General features: G+C 66.0%; 17 protein-coding genes. 13 read left to right on the forward strand and 4 right to left on the reverse strand.

Annotated features, from left to right (window positions below; translation table 11 throughout):
* Entirely contained in the window at positions 1 to 1491 is a 1491-nt protein-coding gene (locus tag A9W99_RS25335; protein WP_067385089.1) for a serine/threonine-protein kinase, read from the reverse strand.
* Positions 1492 to 1600: 109 nt separating this feature from the next.
* On the opposite strand from A9W99_RS25335, the gene A9W99_RS25340 reads away from it, so the two are divergent.
* The gene (locus A9W99_RS25340; protein WP_067385278.1) at positions 1601 to 2692 is read left to right on the forward strand and encodes a calcium:proton antiporter; all 1092 of its coding nucleotides are present in this window, start codon (positions 1601 to 1603) and stop codon (positions 2690 to 2692) included.
* A gap of 21 nt (positions 2693 to 2713) precedes the next feature.
* On the opposite strand, the gene A9W99_RS25345 is transcribed toward A9W99_RS25340, so the two are convergent.
* A complete protein-coding gene (locus A9W99_RS25345; RefSeq protein WP_067385092.1) occupies positions 2714 to 3169 on the reverse strand; it encodes a peroxiredoxin in 456 nt (151 codons plus the stop codon).
* 64 nt (positions 3170 to 3233) lie between these two features.
* Here A9W99_RS25345 and A9W99_RS25350 point away from each other — a divergent pair, with 64 nt between their 5' ends.
* The 10 genes from A9W99_RS25350 (at position 3234) to A9W99_RS25395 (ending at position 14767) form a co-directional block, all read left to right on the forward strand.
* Entirely contained in the window at positions 3234 to 4778 is a 1545-nt protein-coding gene (locus A9W99_RS25350; RefSeq protein WP_067385281.1) for an anthranilate synthase component I, read from the forward strand.
* Entirely contained in the window at positions 4765 to 5448 is a 684-nt protein-coding gene (locus tag A9W99_RS25355) for a TIGR02234 family membrane protein (protein ID WP_067385095.1), read from the forward strand. The genes A9W99_RS25350 and A9W99_RS25355 overlap by 14 nt, the downstream gene beginning before the upstream one ends.
* 121 nt (positions 5449 to 5569) lie before the next feature.
* Complete coding sequence (gene trpC / locus A9W99_RS25360; RefSeq protein ID WP_067385098.1) at positions 5570 to 6388, forward strand: indole-3-glycerol phosphate synthase TrpC; 819 nt, start codon at positions 5570 to 5572, stop codon at positions 6386 to 6388.
* A gap of 35 nt (positions 6389 to 6423) precedes the next feature.
* Complete coding sequence (gene trpB, locus A9W99_RS25365) at positions 6424 to 7698, forward strand: tryptophan synthase subunit beta (protein ID WP_067385101.1); 1275 nt, start codon at positions 6424 to 6426, stop codon at positions 7696 to 7698.
* A complete protein-coding gene (trpA, locus tag A9W99_RS25370; RefSeq protein ID WP_067385104.1) occupies positions 7698 to 8507 on the forward strand; it encodes a tryptophan synthase subunit alpha in 810 nt (269 codons plus the stop codon). Before trpB ends, trpA begins: the two co-directional genes overlap by 1 nt.
* On the forward strand, positions 8504 to 10942 hold the full coding sequence (gene lgt / locus A9W99_RS25375; RefSeq protein WP_082930210.1) for a prolipoprotein diacylglyceryl transferase: 2439 nt from the start codon (positions 8504 to 8506) through the stop codon (positions 10940 to 10942). Before trpA ends, lgt begins: the two co-directional genes overlap by 4 nt.
* A gap of 170 nt (positions 10943 to 11112) precedes the next feature.
* Positions 11113 to 11466 carry a DUF2752 domain-containing protein gene (locus tag A9W99_RS25380; protein WP_082930211.1) on the forward strand — a complete coding sequence of 118 codons (354 nt, stop codon included), beginning with the start codon at positions 11113 to 11115 and terminating at the stop codon, positions 11464 to 11466.
* Between the two features lie 127 nt (positions 11467 to 11593).
* Positions 11594 to 12631, forward strand: coding sequence for an alpha/beta fold hydrolase (locus A9W99_RS25385; RefSeq protein ID WP_067385111.1), 1038 nt, complete (start codon positions 11594 to 11596; stop codon positions 12629 to 12631).
* Between the two features lie 80 nt (positions 12632 to 12711).
* The gene (locus A9W99_RS25390) at positions 12712 to 13371 is read left to right on the forward strand and encodes a class I SAM-dependent methyltransferase (protein WP_253870415.1); all 660 of its coding nucleotides are present in this window, start codon (positions 12712 to 12714) and stop codon (positions 13369 to 13371) included.
* A gap of 46 nt (positions 13372 to 13417) precedes the next feature.
* Positions 13418 to 14767 (forward strand): adenylate/guanylate cyclase domain-containing protein, encoded by a 1350-nt coding sequence (locus tag A9W99_RS25395; protein WP_067385114.1) that lies wholly within the window; start codon positions 13418 to 13420, stop codon positions 14765 to 14767.
* 52 nt (positions 14768 to 14819) lie between these two features.
* Here A9W99_RS25395 and A9W99_RS25400 read toward each other — a convergent pair whose 3' ends face one another.
* Entirely contained in the window at positions 14820 to 15722 is a 903-nt protein-coding gene (locus A9W99_RS25400) for an integrase core domain-containing protein (protein WP_156623280.1), read from the reverse strand.
* Between the two features lie 35 nt (positions 15723 to 15757).
* Positions 15758 to 16102: a transposase gene (locus A9W99_RS25405; RefSeq protein WP_067385290.1), complete on the reverse strand. Its 345-nt coding sequence runs from the start codon at positions 16100 to 16102 to the stop codon at positions 15758 to 15760.
* Between the two features lie 93 nt (positions 16103 to 16195).
* Here A9W99_RS25405 and A9W99_RS25410 point away from each other — a divergent pair, with 93 nt between their 5' ends.
* Positions 16196 to 17473, forward strand: a complete 1278-nt coding sequence (locus A9W99_RS25410) for a DUF222 domain-containing protein (RefSeq protein WP_067385116.1) — start codon at positions 16196 to 16198, stop codon at positions 17471 to 17473.
* A 101-nt stretch (positions 17474 to 17574) separates the two neighbouring features.
* Positions 17575 to 18993 carry a pyruvate kinase gene (gene pyk / locus A9W99_RS25415; RefSeq protein WP_067385120.1) on the forward strand — a complete coding sequence of 473 codons (1419 nt, stop codon included), beginning with the start codon at positions 17575 to 17577 and terminating at the stop codon, positions 18991 to 18993.
* The last annotated feature ends 73 nt before the right edge of the window (positions 18994 to 19066 follow it).

Below are 19066 nucleotides of genomic sequence, written 5' to 3' on the forward strand. Positions count from 1 at the left end.
TCAGGCGGGCAGTTCTTCTAATCCTTGTGCTGCGGCGAGCGCCGCGCGTGCCCATTCTTGGTGCTCGACAGCCGGTTTGATCCGTTCACCGCGGATCCTCTGAACCTCGATGAACCTTCCACGGGTAACCGCGTCGGGCACCCGGAATGAGAAGGCCGAGTCGTTGGTGGCGACGGCCAGCATGGCGTCGGCGTTACCGAAACCGTTGGTGCGCATGGTGTCCTCGGCCCACTGCAGCGGTTTGACACCGCCGAAGTTCGGGACATACACCACCCACAGGTGGGTGCCGCGCCGGTTGTCGAGCCTGGTGATGGCCAGGTTCACCCCGAACTGCTCTGCGGGGGTGAGCACGCCGGACTCGTCGGTGAGTCGTGCGGCCAGTTTTGTCGTGGGCGTCGACGACGGTGCCGCATTGGCGCTCGACGGTGCCGCTGATGCCGAGGGTGCGCCGTGGGCTTGCCGGTGCGGGCGGGCGCCGAGCATGCGGGCACCGACGACGACGGCCACCGCGACCAGCACGATGGTGACTGCCGCCGCGATCAGGGCCGCGGGCTTCAGCCGGCCGCCGCGCTTTGATTGCTGCGACGACGGTTCCGGCTTCGCGATCGCCCGCGTCGGTCCGGAGTCTGTCGAGCCTGATGCGGTGCCGGGTCTGCCCGCCAATGCCGACGCGAACTCCGAGCACGTCCCGTAGCGTTCGTCGGGATTTTTGGCCATGGCCTTGGCGATGGCGGCGTCGAGTTCTGCCAGTTCGGGGCGGCGCTCACTGACCCGCGGCGGCGGCGCCGACAAGTGATGGGTGATGACAACGGCCGGGTTGGAATGCTGGAACGGGGCGTTGCCGGCGAGCAGGTGAAATGCGGTGCATCCGAGGGCGTATTGATCGGCTCGGCCGTCGAGGTCGGCGCCCTGGAGTTGCTCGGGTGCACAGTAGGCGGTGGTCCCCATCGCCATGTTGGTCGCGGTCAGCCCGCTGATCTCACCGAGCTCGCGCGCGATGCCGAAGTCTGCCAGCAGGATGCGTCGCCGCGGGTGGGCATCACCCAGCAGGATGTTGGCCGGTTTGATGTCACGATGCAGCAGTCCGCGGGAATGCGCGTGGTCGAGCGCCTCGGCAACAGCCGAGATGATTTCGACGACGTCGGTATGGGGCATACCCGACGGGTACTGGCTGCTCAACAGTCTCGCCGCGTCGGTCCCCTCGACGTAGTCCATCGAGATCCACAGTTGCCCTTCATATTCGCCGCGATCGTGGATCCCGACAATGTGCTCGTGGTACAGGCTGGCGGCCAGCTCGGCCTCGCGGTTGAAACGTTGGCGGAATTCGAGATTCGCGCTGACATCGGTGGGCAGGATTTTCAGGGCATCGCGGCGGGGCAGCCGCGGATGCTGAGCCAGATACACCTGCCCCATTCCACCGGCACCCAGCCGTCGAATGATGATGTAACCGGCGAATACCTCACCTTCGCCGAGGCCATCGGGTTGCGGCATGTGAGCATGCTACTTACGCCTGCGCTGTGGCCACCGGATAACCGGTGAGAGCAGCGTCGGGCATACGTCGCCGTTCGGTTGGCGGGTGGCTGAAGAAGAATGGCGGTCGATGTCGAAACGTCTGTCGTGGACCGTCGTGGTCCCGCTGCTTGCCCTCATCGTCCTGGCGCTGACATGGGGGGAGCACCTCGGGCCGGTAGCCGCCGTGGTCGCGGCGGTGTTGCTCGGCGGCGCAGTTCTGGCCGCGGTACATCACGCCGAGGTGGTGGCGCACCGCGTCGGCGAGCCATTCGGGTCGCTGGTGCTCGCTGTCGCGGTGACGACCATCGAGGTGGCCTTGATCGTCACGTTCATGGCAGAGGGCGGAAACGAGACGGCCACCCTGGCCAGGGACACCGCGTTCGCTGCCCTGATGATCACCACGAACGGGATCGCCGGTTTGTCGCTGCTGCTCGGGTCCCACCGCTACGGCGTGACGTTGTTCAATGCCCACGGCAGTGGCGCGGCGCTGGCCACGGTGACCGCATTGGCGACACTGAGCCTGGTGCTGCCGTCATTCACCACCAGTCAGCGCGGTCCGGAGTTCACTCCCGGGCAGCTTGCATTCGCCGCGACTGCTTCGCTGGTGGTCTATCTGCTGTTCGTGTTCACGCAAACAGTGCGCCACCGCGACTTTTTTCTTCCAGTCGCGCAGAAGGGTCAGCAGAGCCTTTTCGAGGACGAAAGCCATGCGGAGCCGCCGACCATCAGCAGCGCGCTGACGAGCCTGGCGCTGCTGCTGGTAGCGCTGGTTGCGGTGGTGGGGCTGGCCGAGCAGGAATCGCCCGCCATCGCCCACGCGGTGGCGGCTGCCGGGTTCCCGCGGTCGTTCGTCGGCGTGGTGATCGCGGCGTTGGTGCTGTTGCCGGAGACACTCGCGGCAGTGCGCGCGGCGCGGCAGGGCCGCATCCAGACGAGCCTGAACCTGGCCTACGGCTCGGCGATGGCCAGCATCGGGCTCACGATTCCGGTCATCGCGCTTGCCTCGATCTGGATCCAGGGTCCGCTGTTGCTGGGGCTTGGTGCCATCCAGCTGGTGCTGCTGCTGGTGACGGTTGTGATCAGTGTGCTGACGGTCGTTCCCGGTCGCGCCACCCGGCTGCAGGGCGAATTGCATCTGGTGCTGCTGGCGGCCTACGTCTTCCTGGCCGCCAACCCCTGATTTTGGTAGCCGAGCAACGGGTTACCTCGCGCGCAGCGTTTCCAGCGCCTTGTCGGCGTGGGTGTCCATGCTGATCTCGCTCGAGATCACGTCGAGCACCCGGCGGTCGGTGTCGATGACGAACGTGGTGCGTTTGACCGGCATCAGCTTGCCGAGCAAACCACGCTTGACGCCGAACTGCGCGGCGACTTTGCCGTCGGTGTCCGACAGCAGCGGGTAGTCGAAGTTCTGCGTTTCGGCGAACTTGGCCTGCTTCTGAACTGGATCGACGCTGATGCCGACCCTGCTCGCTCCCAGGGTGGCGAATTCCGAAGCCAAATCCCGGAAGTGGCAGGCTTCCTTGGTGCAGCCCGGAGTCATCGCCGCGGGATAAAAGAACAGGACGACGGGCCCGTCGGAAAGCAGGGCGCTGAGCTTGCGTGGCGTTCCGGTCTGATCGGGAAGTTCGAAGTCGGCCACGATGTCACCAGGTTTCATGGCCGTCAGGCTACGCTCCGCATGCTGGGCCGGGTCGCGGCGCGGGATCTGGGAAGATGGTCCGGTGCACGCCCACCTCGCCGCCACCACCTCACGCGAGGACTTCCACCACCTGGCGGCCGAACACCGGGTGGTTCCGGTGACCCGTAAGGTCTTGGCCGACAGCGAGACCCCGCTGTCGGCGTACCGAAAACTCGCCGCCAACCGTCCCGGCACCTTTCTGCTGGAATCCGCCGAGAACGGGCGATCCTGGTCGCGCTGGTCGTTCATCGGCGCGGGATCGCCGTCGGCGTTGACGGTCCGCGACGGGCAGGCTGTCTGGCTGGGTACGGTTCCGCGGGACGCGCCCACCGGCGGCGACCCGCTGCAGGCCCTGCAGGCCACCCTCGAACTGCTGGCCACCGGGCCGTTACCGGGGCTGCCACCACTGTCTGGTGGCATGGTCGGCTTCTTCGCGTACGACTTGGTACGGCGCCTGGAACGCCTGCCCGAGCTGGCCGTCGACGACCTCCGATTGCCGGACATGCTGCTGTTGCTGGCCACCGATCTGGCCGCTGTCGATCACCACGAGGGCACCATCACGCTGATCGCCAATGCGGTGAACTGGAACGGCACCGACGAGCGAGTCGACTGGGCGTACGACGACGCCGTCGCACGGCTGGACGTGATGACTGCGGCGCTGGGTCAGCCGCTGCCGTCCACCGTCGCCACGTTCAGCAGGCCCGAACCGCGGCATCGAGCCCAGCGCACCGTCGAGGAATACGGCAAGATCGTCGATTACCTGGTGGAGCAGATAGCCGCGGGTGAGGCATTCCAAGTCGTGCCGTCGCAGCGGTTCGAGGTGGACACCGACGTCGATCCGATCGACGTGTACCGCATCCTGCGGGTCACCAATCCAAGCCCGTACATGTATTTGCTGCAGGTGCCGAATAGTGATGGCGCAACGGACTTTTCGATCGTCGGGTCCAGTCCGGAGGCGCTGGTGACCGTCAGCGACGGCCGGGCGACGACGCACCCGATCGCCGGAACCCGCTGGCGTGGGCAGAGCGAAGAGGAGGACCAGCTGCTCGAGAAGGAGCTACTGGCCGACGAGAAGGAACTGGCCGAACACCTGATGCTGGTCGACCTGGGTCGAAACGACCTGGGCCGGGTGTGCAAGCCGGGCACCGTTCGGGTGGAGGATTACAGCCACATCGAACGCTACAGCCACGTGATGCATCTGGTCTCCACCGTGACCGGGGTGCTGGACGAGGGCCGCACCGCCCTGGACGCAGTAACCGCCTGCTTCCCGGCGGGCACGCTGTCGGGTGCGCCCAAGGTCCGTGCCATGGAGCTCATCGAAGAGGTGGAGAAGACGCGTCGCGGCCTCTACGGCGGCGTGGTCGGCTACCTCGATTTCGCGGGCAACGCCGACTTCGCGATCGCGATTCGCACCGCGCTGATGCGCGACGGCACCGCGTACGTGCAGGCCGGCGGCGGGGTAGTGGCCGACTCCAACGGGCCCTATGAATACAACGAGGCGACCAACAAGGCGCGCGCCGTGCTCGCTGCCGTCGCCGCCGCCGAGACCCTGGCCATTCCGGAGGCGAGCAGCAGTGGAACCCAGTGACGCTCGGCCCCGTCGGCTGACCAGCCGGCTCACGATCGGGATCGCCCAGGTGCTGCTGGTAATCGCAGCGGGTCTGCTGTGGACGTCATCACGACTGCCGTGGGTGGTGGTCCGGTCGTTCGACGGGCTGGGGCCGCCCAAATCGGTGACGTTGTCCGGCGCATCGTGGTCGACGGCTCTACTGCCGCTGGCGTTGTTGATGCTCGCCACGGCCGTGGCGGCGGTCGCGGTGCGCGGCCGGCCGATGCGACTGGTCGCCGTACTGCTGGCGGCGGCAAGCTTTGCCGCCGGCTATCTCGGCATCAGTCTGTGGGTGGTCCCCGACGTGTCGGCGCGCGGCGCTGATCTCGCGCATGTCCCGATCGCGTCGTTGGTGGGCAGCGAGCGGCACTACTGGGGAGCGGCAATCGCCCTCGCCTCAGCCGTGTGCACGTTGTTCGCCGCCGTTTTGTTGATGCGCTCGGCGGTGCTCTTCGGGAGGGACGAAGAGAGCACCGCGAAATACGCGGCGCCTGCCGTTCGCCGATCCAGGGCGCGTGGCGACGGTGCTCGCCAAGACGACGCGGCTGAACCGAACGGGGGCATGTCGGAGCGGATGATCTGGGACGCCCTCGACGAGGGGCATGACCCGACCGATTCGTCCCGCGGGTCGGACACCGAGGGTCGGTGACGAACCGCGCGCCGACGGCCGCTACCCTTCATGAACGTCGCGGAATTCGGTTGGCAGGCCGTCGCGACAATGCGAGGGCAGTGCAATGGCAGTGGGACTGCAATGGAGAGGAAACGCAGGCATGAGTCCGGCAACCGTCCTTGACTCCATCCTCGAGGGAGTCCGGGCCGATGTTGCCGCGCGCGAAGCCGTCGTGAGCCTGTCGGAGATCAAGGCCGCCGCTGCCGCCGCACCGCCGCCGCTCGACGTGATGGCCGCCTTGCGCGAGCCCGGCATCGGTGTCATTGCCGAGGTGAAGCGCGCCAGCCCGTCGGCGGGCACGCTGGCCACTATCGCCGATCCGGCAAAACTGGCGCGGGCTTATGAGGATGGTGGGGCGCGCATCATCAGCGTGCTGACCGAGGAGCGACGTTTTCAAGGCTCGCTCGATGACCTTGACGCGGTGCGTGCCGCCGTTTCGATTCCGATATTGCGCAAAGACTTTGTGGTGCAGCCTTATCAGATCCACGAAGCGCGCGCGCACGGCGCCGACATGTTGTTGCTCATCGTGGCCGCGCTGGACCAGTCGGCGCTGGTGTCGATGCTGGACCGCACCGAATCACTTGGCATGACCGCGCTTGTCGAGGTGCACACCGAGCAGGAAGCAGATCGGGCATTGAAGGCCGGCGCCAGGGTGATCGGTGTCAACGCACGTGACCTCGCGACCCTCGAGGTCGATCGGGATTGCTTCGCGCGGATCGCACCTGGGCTGCCCAGTAACGTGATTCGGATCGCCGAATCAGGTGTGCGCCACACGGGTGATCTGCTGGCCTACGCCGGCGCGGGTGCTGACGCCGTGTTGGTCGGTGAAGGTCTGGTCAAAAGCGGTGATCCCCGTGCGGCTGTTGCCGATCTGGTCACCGCCGGTACGCATCCATCCTGTCCGAAACCGGCTCGCTAGCCGTTGATGAGCCGCGTGCGCTTCGAGCATCGGTGATGTCAGATCTTTCCCGCCCGGGTCTTCCACGCACCAGCGCTGCTATTGCCGAATCCACGCGCTACGACCCGGATTCGGGCGGACATTTCGGCGGCTCCGGATGGGGTGGTCGGTACGTGCCCGAGGCCTTGATGGCGGTGATCGAGGAGGTCACCACCGCCTACGAGAAGGAGCGCGTCAACCAGGACTTCCTCGATACCCTGGACAAGTTGCAGTCGAACTACGCCGGTAGGCCCTCGCCGCTGTATGAGGCGACGCGCCTGAGCGAGCACGCTGGCTCGGCACGCATCTTCCTCAAGCGAGAAGACTTGAATCACACCGGTTCTCACAAAATCAACAATGTTCTCGGGCAGGCATTGCTGGCGCGCAGAATGGGCAAGACCCGGGTGATCGCCGAGACCGGGGCAGGCCAACACGGGGTGGCCACGGCCACCGCATGCGCGTTGCTCGGTCTGGACTGCATTGTCTACATGGGCGCCGTCGACACCGCTCGGCAGGCGCTGAATGTCGCACGGATGCGACTGCTCGGCGCCGAGGTCGTCTCGGTGGAGACCGGGTCGCAAACGCTCAAAGATGCGATCAACGAGGCGTTCCGGGATTGGGTTACCAACGCCCACAACACGTATTACTGCTTCGGCACTGCCGCCGGCCCGCATCCCTTCCCGACCATGGTGCGTGATTTCCAGCGCATCATCGGGCTGGAGACACGCGCGCAGATCCAGGAACAGACCGGCAGGTTGCCCGATGCCGTGACAGCCTGCGTCGGTGGGGGATCCAACGCCATCGGGATCTTTCACGCGTTTCTCGACGACCCCGGCGTGCGGCTGGTCGGATTCGAGGCGGCCGGCGATGGCGTCGAGACTGGTCGGCACGCAGCGACATTCACCGGTGGCTCGCCGGGAGCATTTCAGGGATCGTTCTCCTACCTACTGCAGGACGACGACGGTCAGACCATCGAATCCCATTCGATCTCAGCGGGTTTGGATTATCCCGGGGTGGGTCCCGAACACGCCTGGTTGAGGGAGACCGGACGTGCCGAGTACCGGCCCATCACCGATGCCGAGGCAATGGAAGCGTTCCGGCTGTTGTGTCGCGCAGAAGGCATCATCCCCGCCATCGAATCCGCTCACGCGGTGGCCGGTGCCCTCGAACTTGGCGCAGAGTTGGGCAAGGGCGCGGTGATCGTGGTGAACCTTTCTGGTCGCGGCGATAAGGACGTCGAGACCGCCGCGAAATGGTTCGGCCTGCTGGACAAGCAATCGGATTCGACCTAATGACCGTCGGGCAGAGCGAAACAAGCAGGCTCGGACCGGTTTTCCGGTCATGCCGTCAGGACAATCGCGCGGCGCTGATCGGTTACCTTCCCACCGGATTTCCCGATGTGCCAACGTCGCTGGACGCTATGACTGCCCTTGTCGAATCTGGTTGCGACATTGTCGAAGTCGGAGTGCCGTATTCGGACCCGGGTATGGACGGACCCACCATCCAGCGGGCCACCGAGGCCGCGCTGCGCGGAGGAGTCCGGGTCCGGGACACGCTGAGTGCGGTCGAGGCGATCAATAAGGCCGGTGGGCGAGCGGTGGTGATGACGTACTGGAATCCGGTGCTGCGTTACGGGGTTGACGCGTTCGCGCGCGATCTGGCCGCGGCAGGTGGGTCCGGAATCATCACGCCGGACCTCATCCCCGATGAGGCGCAACAGTGGCTGGCGGCATCCGACGAGCACCGGCTGGATCGAATCTTCTTGGTGGCACCGTCGTCCACGGCCCAACGTCTGGCGAGCACCGTCGAGGCGTCACGTGGATTTGTCTACGCGGCATCGACGATGGGCGTGACCGGTGCACGCGATGCGGTGTCGGATGCCGCACCGGAGCTGGTGGGGAGGGTGAAAGCAGTGTCTGACATACCTGTTGGCGTCGGCCTGGGGGTTCGCTCGGGGAAGCAAGCCGCACAGATCGGCGGCTATGCCGACGGCGTCATCGTCGGTTCTGCGTTGGTGTCGGCGCTGACCGACGGTTTGCCGAGGTTGCGTGCACTGACGGGCGAACTCGCCACCGGTGTGCGGCAAAGGATGTCCGCATGACGACGTGGCTCGCATATTTCCCCAGCCCGCCGCGTGGGGTATGGCACATTGGGCCACTACCCATTCGGGCCTATGCGTTGTTCATCATCATCGGCATCGTCGTCGCGCTGCTGATCAGCGACCGGCGTTGGGCAGCGCGAGGCGGGCAACGCGGAGTGGTCTACGACATCGCGTTGTGGGTGGTGCCTTTCGGCCTGATCGGCGGTCGCCTGTATCACCTGGCTACGGACTGGCGGACATATTTTGCTCCGGGCGGCGCGGGATTCCTTGCGGCACTGCGTATCTGGGATGGCGGCTTAGGCATCTGGGGGGCGATAGCTCTCGGTGTTCTCGGCGGCTGGATCGCTTGCCGGCGTCGCAACATTCCATTTCCGTCCATGCTCGACGCGGTTGCCCCCGGCGTCGTTCTGGCGCAAGCGATAGGCCGATTGGGGAATTACTTCAACCAAGAGCTCTACGGTCGTGAGACGACGCTGCCGTGGGGTCTGGAGATCTTTTACCGGCGTGATCCTGCGGGATTCGTCGATGTTCATTCGCTTGACGGCGTCTCGACCGGGCAACTGGCGTTCGTCGTGCAGCCCACGTTCCTGTACGAATTGATTTGGAACGTCCTGGTATTCGTGGCACTGATTTACCTGGACCGGCGGTTCACCCTCAGCCATGGACGACTGTTCGCGCTCTACATCGCCCTGTACTGCGCTGGCCGGTTCTGGGTGGAGCTGCTTCGCGACGACGCCGCCACACACATCGCCGGGATCCGGATCAATTCGTTCACATCGACGTTTGTGTTCATCGGAGCCGTGGTCTACATCATTCTGGCGACCAAGGGCCGTGAAGAGCCTGCGATTCTGCGGGGCACCGGGCCGGTCGCCGAGAAGGCACCAGAACCTGAGCCGGTAGCCGAGCCGACGCCTGTTTCGGCGGACGCGGTGCCGACCATCGCAGCGCCAGCGGGTCCAGGAGAAGACGACAAGCTGGTTGATTTTTCCGAAGTGGCGAAGTCCGAGGAAGGTGCGGAGCCCGAAGTCGCGGAGACCGGGTCGGCCGCGGCGGCCGAGGCTGAGGTCATCGAGCCGGAGGCTATCGAGCCGCAGGCCCAGGCGGCCACGACGCCTGAGGTCGCAGAGGTTGCCCAGACCGCGCCTGAGGTGGTAGAGCCTGAAGTCGCAGAGGCAGCGGTCGCGCAGCCTGAAATGGGTGGTTGGCTGCGCAGGCTTCGGTCGCGACGGCAGGCCCAAAGTGTTGAGGCCGCGGAGCCGGAAGTTGCGCAGGCAGAAGCCGCCGAGCCGGAATCCGTGGAGCCTGAGCCCGCCGAGCCTGACGTCCTCGAACCGGACGCCGCCGAGCCTGAAGTTGGTGAGCCTGAGGCCACCGAGCCTGAAGTTGGTGAGCCTGAGGCCACCGAGCCTGAAGTCCTCGAATCAGAAGTTGCCGATGCTGGCGTTGCAGAGCCGGGGCCTGCGCAGACTGAAGTCGCGGAGGCGGGGGAGGCTACGGTCGCAGAGGCCGCGGCTGCCAAAGGCGCACAGGTCGAAGAGGTTCGGGCCGCCGAGCCTGAGGCCGAAGAGGTCGTCGCGGACGAGGAGGCACCCCCTGAAGTGGCAGCGGCTGCTGCTGCTGAACCTGAAGTTGGCGGGTGGTTGCGCAGGCTTCGGTCGCGGAGGCAGAAGGCACGAAGTGTGGAGCGCGAGCCTGAAGCCGCAGGACCGGATGTCGTCGAGCCGGGGCCCGCAGAGCCGGACGAAGTAGAGCCTGAAGCCGCTGAGCCGCAAGTTGCAGAGCCTGAAGTCGCGGAGCCTGAAGTCGCGGAGCCTGAAGTCGCGGAGCCTGAAGTCGCGGAGCCTGAAGTTGCAGAGGTCGTTGCAGCAGAGCCGGAAGCACTCAAAGGCGCCGAACCCGAAGTCGAAGAGGCCGAGCCAGAAGTCGAAGAGGCCGAGCCGGAAATCGATGAGGCGGAGGTGGAAGCAGCCGAGCTCGAGCCAGAAGCTGAGGGGTCCGAGGCCGAAGCCGAACAGGCCGAGCCAGAAACCGGAGAGTCGGAGGTGGAAGCCGCCGAGCTCGAGCCTGAAGCTGAGTACTCCGAGGCCGAAGTCGAGGAGGCCGAGCCGGAAACCGAAGTGCCGGAGGTGGAAGCCGCCGAGTCCGAACCCGTCGAGCCAGAGGCCGAGGAGGAGCATCCCGAATCGGAGGCGGCTGAAGAACCGGTCGACAAAGCGGAGGACTTCGTCGAGGAAGCCGAAGCTGACGAGAAGCCGGACACCGAAGTCGACTCAACCGAAGCCGACTCAGAAGCGCCCGCTGTTGAGAAGGCCGACGAGGACGACGAGGACAGGGCAGCTCCGAGCTCCCCGCCGCCGACGTCGGGTACACCTGGCTCGGCCAGAGAGCGGTGGCGGCAACGAATGCGCAACTTGAGGTCGCGCTCGGGCCGATAGCGCCGACGAGGACACCTTTCGGTCGCCAGCAAGCCGGCCTGGTCTGGCATGCTGAAGCGGTGACCAGTCCGTCGCGGCGTAGTCCCGGAGAGCTCCGGTTTCAGGCGTGCAACGGCGAATGCTCAGAGCACAAACATCGTGGCCGTCGCTACAGCGCAATCGGTTCGGGCGTGCTGCTGGCCGGCGTGCTCGGTTACATCGGCTTGGTCGACCCACACAAACCGTCTTCGGTCTATCCACTGTGTCCGTTCAAGTTGCTGACCGGCTGGAATTGTCCCTTGTGTGGTGGCCTTCGGATGGTGCACGACCTGCTACACGGCGATCTCGCCGCCAGCATCAACGACAACGTCTTCGCTCTGGTCGGCATCCCGCTGCTGGTCGGGTGGATCGTGCTGCGGCGCCGCCAGGGCCGGTCGGTGCTGCCGGTCCCGGCCACGGCGACGGTCATCGTTTTGATGATCGCGTGGACGGTGCTGCGCAACATTCCCGGCTTCCCGTTGGTCCCGACCATCCTCGGCGGCTGAGGAGTCCCATTAGCGGGCGACCGCCAGTCCCCAAGCCCAACGCAAGCCGGGCTGGCACAGGTGGACGAGATTTACTGCACGGCCGCTGTCCTTTTCCTGCTCAGGCGGCCGCCGTAGGCTCGTTGCGATGCTCGAGAAGTCCGAGATCCGGTTCCTTGCCCTCGACGGTCGCCGTGTGGCCTACGAGGTGCGTGGGGACGGTCCGCCACTTGTGGCTCCGGCGTGGTGGGTGAGCCACCTCGAGCTCGACTGGCAGAGCGCGGGATTTCGGCGGTTCTGGGAAGGCGTCGCCGACAAATACACGCTGATCCGCTATGACCGGCTGGGTGTCGGCATGTCGGACCGCACGGTGCGAGAGCCGGATCTGAGCATCGACGGGGAAGTCATGACGCTGCGTGCACTCATCGACGAGCTTGGGTTGGACCGCGTGTCGCTGCTCGGCGGCTCGTGTGGAAGCTGCACCGCAATCGCCTTTGCCGCAAGGTTTCCCGAGCGAGTCGACCGCCTCGTGCTTTACGGGTCATACGCCGATGGCACGGCGATTACCGCTCCGGGCGTGGCGACCGCGATCTTGGCGACGGTGCGTGCACATTGGGGACTCGGCTCGCGCCTACTCAGCAACATTTTCCTCGGTGGCGCCGACTCTGCGGAGCACGAACGTTTTGCGCGATTCCAGCGGGAGGCTGCGACCGCCGAGACCGCCGCCGAATTGCTGGGTCTCGTCTATCGCCTCGACGTTCGCGCGTATGTTCCGCTCGTCCGCCGGCCGGCGTTGGTCGTGCATCGTCGCGACGACCGCGCCGTGCCGTACTGGCTGGGCCGTGAGGTCGCGGCTGCGATTCCAGGCGCGACACTCATCCCGCTGCAAGGGAGCGCGCACTTTCCCTGGCACGGCGACGTCGATTCCGTCGTCCGCGCGTGCCGCGAATCGCTGGCACCTGAGCCGCCACCGGATGCGGGCGAGCACGAGCCCAATCTGCTCTCCACTCGCGAGCGTGAAATCCTTGCCTGTGTCGCGCGGGGTCTGAGCGATCGCGAGATCGCGGTGCAGCTTGTGCTGAGTCCGCACACCGTTCACCGCCATGTCGCGAACATCCGCACCAAGCTGGGTCGCACCTCACGCACGGCCGCGGTCGCCGAGGCTGCGCGTCTCGGATTGCTTTGAGATAGCCGAAAAGGGCCATCTGCGAAAGATGGCCGCGCTGAGCGATGTGCGCGCGATGCGGCCATCCGTACGTTCGCGTCGTGACAAATATCGCCAGCACCGAACTCCAGACGACTCCGCCGTCCCAAGCATGGCTGCGGATTCTCGCAATTCTGTACGACCCGTTTTGTTGGCTGGGCGAGATCGCGGGTATGCGGGGCCGGCGACGCGCTCTCTTGGGCAACGCGCGCGGGCGCGTTGTCGAGATCGGCGCCGGGACCGGGCTCAACGTCGCCCACTATCCGGATGGAATCGCCGAACTCGTGATCACCGAGCCCGTTGCGGCGATGCGCCGAAGGCTCACGCGTCGCCTACAGCGACATGGGCGCGCCGCACGGATCATCGACGCGTCCGCGGAACATCTACCGCTGGCCGATGCGTCAGTTGACACCGTCGTCTCCACGCTCGTGCTATGCACCGTCGATGACCCGGAAGGGGCACTCCGCGAGATCGCGCGTGTGCTCCGTCCGGATGGGCAGTTGCTGTTCATCGAACACGTGCGCGCGAGCTCGCGGTTCCTCGCGGCCTCGCAGGACAAGCTGGACGAACCGTGGCGCCATTTCGCCGGCGGCTGCCGCTGCAACCGCCCGACCCTCGAGTTGATGCGCGCCTGCGGCTTCAAGGTCGCGGCCGACGACGCCGTGTGGCGCGGCATGCCAATGATCGTTCACCCGCTGGCGGTTGGGCGGGCGACTCGGTGAGGGCCAGGGTGTGCCGATCCCGGAGAGCAGAGCGAGGGCGAGCCGAATGAGCGACGGGCGCGTGCGGTATGCGCGGAATGGGGATGTCCGTCTCGCCTATCGAGTCTTCGGCGAAGGCGACCCAACGCTGGTCTGGGTCCCGGGCTGGGTGAGTAACGTCGACCTGTACGACGATCCGACGACACCGTTCGCTCCTCTGGTTGCGAACCTCGCCCGTAAGACGCGCTTAGTCGTCTGGGACAAGCGCGGGACAGGACTCTCCGATCCGGTAACTCGCATTCCGCCGCTCGATGAACGCATGGACGACTTGATTGCGGTGCTCGACGCCGTGGATGCGGACCGTGCGGCACTCCTTGGCATCTCCGAGGGCGGGCCGATGAGCATCCTGTTCGCCGCAACCTATCCCGAGCGTGTGCGGTCCATGGTGCTCTACGGCACCGCGGCGCGGTTTGTGCGTGAGCCGCCGCATTTCCCCTGGGGCTTGCCGGCAAGCCAAATCGAGGCGGGCGTTGCCGTTATCGACGAGCATTGGGGCGAGGGCTTCCTGGCAAAGGCGCTGCTCGGCGACCACGCGGATGCGCCCGGCGTTCGCGAGATGCTCGGCAGAATGGAACGCGCATGCGCGAGTCCGACTATCGCGCAAAAGCTTTGGCGATCGTTGGGTGAGATTGACGTCGGAGCAATCCTGCAGTCGGTTCGGACGCCCACCCTGGTGCTGTCTCGACCGGGTGATCGGATGGTCCCGATCGACTCGTCGCGGGCGTTGGCAGCCGCCATTCCCGGGGCGGTGTTTCGGGCGCTGCCGCCGGGCGCGCATGCGGCCTTCGACATCGACGACTCGCTCGCCGCCCAGACTCTGGCCTTTGTCTGCGGTGACACCGCCACTGCGGTGAACGAGCGGGTGCTGATGACCGTGTTGTTCACCGACATCGTCGGCAGCAGCGAGCAAGTCCGGGCTGGCGGCGACGACCGATGGTGTCATCAACTCGACGCTCATGACGAGCTGGTTGACGCGCTGCTGGCCAAGTACGGCGGCCGACGTGCGAAGCACACCGGCGACGGCATCTTCGCGCATTTCGACGGACCAACCAAGGCAGCTCGCTGTGCTTTGGACTTGGTTCCCGCGCTTGCCACCCGCGGCATCCGCATCCGTGCCGGCGTGCACACCGGCGAATGCGAACGACGCGGCCACGAGTGGAGCGGTACGGCGGTGCACATCGGTGCCCGGATAGGCGCGATGGCCGGCGCCGACGAGGTTCTCACCAGTCGTACGGTGCGCGACCTCTCAGCAGGCTCGGGGCTGCGCTTTGAAAGCCTCGGTGTTCGCCACTTGAAGGGTCTTGATGAGGAGGCAGAAGTCTTCCGCGTCACTGCACGAAGGGGAGCTCTGTTCTAACGGCGAAATCAGGACGCTCGCCGCATCATGTCACACCTCGTGTTGTCTTGAGTCAAGAAATTGGCAGGTTTTGCTGGTCGAGGTAGGCCTGTTTGGGGGTGCGGTCGTTGAGGGCTTGGTGTGGTCGGATGGTGTTGTAGATGGTGCGGAATCGGTGAGCCTCCATGTCGAGGGCATTACCGTCGCCGATGTAGCCGCGGAAGAGGTGCTCGTATTTGAGGGTGCCGAAGAAGCGCTCGATGACGCCGTTGGTCTGCGGTGATTTGATGCGGGTGCGCACGTGGCGTAGCAGTGCATCATCACCGGTGAAGGCGCTTTGGAAGGTTTGCCCGCGAAAGCAGGGGCCGTTGTCAGAGACCACGGCGATGGGGGCCGGGGCCTGGCCGATGACGTTTTCTTCGGCGTCGATGATGTCCATGACACCGCGGTCGTGACGAAGGTCATCGAGGTCGAGCAGGTGTTGGGCTTCGCTGATGGCCAGCTGCAGGCAGTGCAGAGCATCAGCACCACGTGCGGTGGGGGTGACGGTGATGGCCAGGCAGTACTTGGTGGCGTAATCAATCACCGCGCAGATGCGCCAGATGCCGCCGTTGGTGGTTTCGAATTCCGAAAAGTCGATCTGCCAGACCCGGTTGCGTTGGGTGGGTGGGTCGCGAAACACTCTGCGCCGCAGCACCGCCCAGGATTTGCGGTCAGCCCGAAAGCCTTGCGGCAGCAATAGGCCGCGACGCCGTAACGCGCGTTGCACCGAGGAGTTGGTGACCTGGTGGCCATCGGCGCGCATCATGGCGGCGATCTTGCGATATCCCCAGGCCGGCCAGGCCGCGGCGTATTTGGCGGCTAAGGCCTCCAGCGCATCCACGACCGGGGCCGGCCACGGCCCCTTGGCGGGCTGGCCGCCGCGCAGCCAGGCCCGTCGGCGCCGGTAGGTCCGTTCGGGGATGCCAGCTAGCACGCAGAACCTCGAAACCGGCAGCCCGGCTGCCTCTCTTAGGGCTTCGAGGTCGGCGAAGGGACCTGATCGGCAAACGCCGCGCCGCGCTGCCAGATCCGCAGTTGCACGGTAGCTTCGGCCAAAGCCAGTTTGAGTTGCTCGTTTTCCATCCGCAGTCGCCGCAGCTCGGGGGAACCGGCTTTGCCGGCAGGCCCGCTGGGCACCTCTTCGAGACGCTCGGCGCCAGCCGCCAAGAACTGATGTTTCCATTTGGTCACCACCACTGAGCTGACGCCGACACGTCGGGCCGCCTCAGCGCAGGTCATCTCTCCAGCCAGCACCGACAACACGATGCGGGTCTTCTCCTCCGCCGGAATCTTCGTTCGCCGTGACCTGGCCATCGCACCCATGCCCTTTCCGCAATGTCGCCTTTCATTGAACGCGGCGACCCTGCCAAAAAGTTTGAGTCAGTAGAGTCGTGTACTGTCGAACACATGTTCGAACCATTGGCGGTGGTGGCCCCCGCGGAGGATCAAGCCGTGTTGATCGCGCGTATCGCCGAACTCGAGCGAGTCAAGTCGGCGGCAGCCGCCGGGCAGGCGCGTGCGGCCGCCGCGCTGGATGCCACCCGCCGCGCCGCCGAGGCCGACGCCGGGATACCGGCCGCCCGGCGCGGGCGTGGGGTGGCCAGTGAGATCGCGCTGGCCCGGCGCGACTCCCCGGCGCGGGGCAATCGGCATCTAGGCTTCGCCAAGGCCTTGGTGCACGAGATGCCCCACACTTTGGCCGCGCTGGAATCCGGGATGCTGTCCGAGTGGCGTGCGACGCTGATTGTGCGCGAGTCGGCCTGCCTGGATGTCGACGATCGCCGTGCTTTGGACACCGAGTTGTGCGCAGACCCTGCCAACCTCGACGGTGTGGGGGACGCGCGCATCGCCGCCGCCGCCAAGGCCATCGCCTACCGGCTGGACCCGCACGCGGTGGTCGAGCGGGCCGCCAAGGCCGAGGCCGACCGCACGGTCAGCATCCGCCCGGCCCCCGACACCATGAGCTATGTGACCGCCCTGCTGCCGGTCGCCCAGGGCGTTGGTGTCTATGCGGCGTTGCGCCGCGCCGCTGACACCACCTTCGATGGGCGCTCGCGCGGACAGGTGATGGCCGACACTTTGGTCGAACGCATCACCGGCGTGCCCGCCGAGGTGCCGGCCCCGGTCGCGGTCAACTTGGCGCTTACCGATGAGACCCTATTCGGCGGCGCCAGCACCCCGGCCCACCTGAGCGGCTATGGTCCCATCCCGGCCGCAGTGGCCCGGGCGATGATCGCCGCCGCTGCCACCGACCGGCGCTCACGGGCCACCCTGCGCCGGCTGTATGCCACTCCACGCAGCGGGGCGTTGGTCGCGATGGAATCCCGGGCGCGGTGCTTTCCCCGCGGCCTGGCCCGCTTCATCGAGCTACGCGACCAGCGGTGTCGCACCCCCTACTGCGACGCCCCGATCCGGCACCGCGACCACGCCCAGCCCCGGGCCCACGGCGGACCCACCACCGCCGACAACGGGCTCGGGTTGTGCGAACGCTGCAACTACACCAAAGAAGCCCCCGGCTGGCACGTCAGTACCAGCACCGAAAACCACACCCACACCGCCGAATTCGTCACACCCACCGGCGCACACTACCGATCCACCGCCCCACCACTACCCAGTCCCAAAATCGACCTCAGCGAAATCGAAACCGCCATCACAATCAAACTGATCGACCTACACGCCGCCTAGCCGCCACGTGAGCCGTGCTTGAACCATCCCGACCGGTTACCAAGCGCGCATGCTCATCGACTGACCCCAATGGCAGGAGAGCGCGACTATGCTGATTCGGCGTGACGCGACGCGGGAAGATCGTCTGCACCCTTGGCCCTGCCTCCCAATCGGAGGAGGCGCTTCAGGCGCTGGTGGAGGCCGGAATGGACGTCGCCCGAATGAACTTCAGTCACGGCGACTACGCCGACCACAAAGTGGTTTACGAGCGGGTGCGGGCTGCCTCCGATACCACCGGCCGTGCCGTCGGGGTGCTCGCCGACCTGCAAGGCCCCAAGATCAGGTTGGGACGCTTCGCCACCGGGCCCACTTATTGGGCGGACGGTGAATCGGTTCGGATCACCGTCGCGGAGTGCGAAGGCACCCACGACCGGGTATCGACGACCTATAAGAGACTCGCCATGGACGCCGTTGTGGGCGACCGGGTTCTGGTCGACGACGGCAAGGTCGGCCTGGTGGTTTCGGGAATCGACGGCGACGACGTCATCTGCACGGTCACCGAAGGCGGTCCGGTCAGCAACAACAAGGGTTTGTCGCTGCCGGGGATGAACGTGACCGCTCCAGCTCTGTCGGAGAAAGACATCGAGGATCTCACCTTCGCGCTGGAACTCGGCGTCGACCTCGTCGCCCTTTCCTTCGTCCGCTCGCCGTCTGATGTGGAGCTGGTCCATGAGGTGATGGACCGGGTGGGGCGCCGGGTGCCGGTAATCGCGAAGCTGGAAAAGCCGGAAGCCATCGACAATCTGGAAGCCATCGTGCTGGCCTTCGACGCCATCATGGTTGCCCGCGGCGATCTGGGCGTCGAACTGCCGCTTGAAGAGGTGCCGTTGGTGCAGAAGCGGGCCATCCAGATGGCCAGGGAGAACGCGAAACCGGTCATCGTCGCGACCCAGATGCTGGACTCGATGATCGAGAACTCGCGGCCCACCCGCGCCGAGGCATCCGACGTTGCAAACGCGGTGCTGGACGGGGCCGATGCGCTGATGTTGTCCGGGGAAACCTCGGTGGGAAAGTACCCGCTGGCGGCTGTCCGGACCATGTCGCGCATCGTCTGCGCCGTCGAGGAAAACTCCACGGCCGCACCGCCTTTGACGCATGTGCCGCGTACCAAGCGGGGAGTGATCTCCTACGCCGCGCGCGACATCGGGGAGCGGCTCGACGCCAAGGCGCTGGTTGCGTTCACTCAGTCCGGCGATACCGTGCGCCGGTTGGCCCGTCTGCACACGCCCTTGCCGCTGCTGGCCTTCACTGCCTGGCCCGAAGTGCGCAGTCAGCTCGCTATGACCTGGGGAACCGAGACGTTCATCGTCCCGAAAATGAGCTCCACCGACGGCATGATCCGCCAAGTCGACAAGTCTTTGCTGGCTCTCGGCCGCTACAAGCGCGGCGACCTGGTGGTGATCGTGGCCGGCGCGCCGCCCGGGACAGTAGGTTCGACCAACCTGATCCATGTGCACCGGATCGGCGAGGACGACGTCTAGCCTGGCGACGATGCAGGCCGCGTAGCGGCCTGAGGTGGGGGCACCCCCAGCGCCGACGGCGCGAGGGGGAGAG

This window comes from Mycobacterium sp. 1164966.3, assembly GCF_001665395.1.
Lineage (GTDB): Bacteria > Actinomycetota > Actinomycetes > Mycobacteriales > Mycobacteriaceae > Mycobacterium.

What these genes read in the sequence shown, in the direction of transcription:
- A9W99_RS25335 (WP_067385089.1), bottom strand. Translation starts at nt 1,491, where the DNA reads ATGCCGCAACCCGATGGCCTCGGCGAAGGTGAGGTATTCGCCGGTTAC.
- A9W99_RS25340 (WP_067385278.1), top strand. Translation starts at nt 1,601, where the DNA reads ATGTCGAAACGTCTGTCGTGGACCGTCGTGGTCCCGCTGCTTGCCCTC.
- A9W99_RS25345 (WP_067385092.1), bottom strand. Translation starts at nt 3,169, where the DNA reads ATGAAACCTGGTGACATCGTGGCCGACTTCGAACTTCCCGATCAGACC.
- trpC (WP_067385098.1), top strand. Translation starts at nt 5,570, where the DNA reads ATGAGTCCGGCAACCGTCCTTGACTCCATCCTCGAGGGAGTCCGGGCC.
- trpB (WP_067385101.1), top strand. Translation starts at nt 6,424, where the DNA reads ATGTCAGATCTTTCCCGCCCGGGTCTTCCACGCACCAGCGCTGCTATT.
- trpA (WP_067385104.1), top strand. Translation starts at nt 7,698, where the DNA reads ATGACCGTCGGGCAGAGCGAAACAAGCAGGCTCGGACCGGTTTTCCGG.
- lgt (WP_082930210.1), top strand. Translation starts at nt 8,504, where the DNA reads ATGACGACGTGGCTCGCATATTTCCCCAGCCCGCCGCGTGGGGTATGG.
- A9W99_RS25385 (WP_067385111.1), top strand. Translation starts at nt 11,594, where the DNA reads ATGCTCGAGAAGTCCGAGATCCGGTTCCTTGCCCTCGACGGTCGCCGT.
- A9W99_RS25395 (WP_067385114.1), top strand. Translation starts at nt 13,418, where the DNA reads ATGAGCGACGGGCGCGTGCGGTATGCGCGGAATGGGGATGTCCGTCTC.
- A9W99_RS25405 (WP_067385290.1), bottom strand. Translation starts at nt 16,102, where the DNA reads ATGGCCAGGTCACGGCGAACGAAGATTCCGGCGGAGGAGAAGACCCGC.
- A9W99_RS25410 (WP_067385116.1), top strand. Translation starts at nt 16,196, where the DNA reads ATGTTCGAACCATTGGCGGTGGTGGCCCCCGCGGAGGATCAAGCCGTG.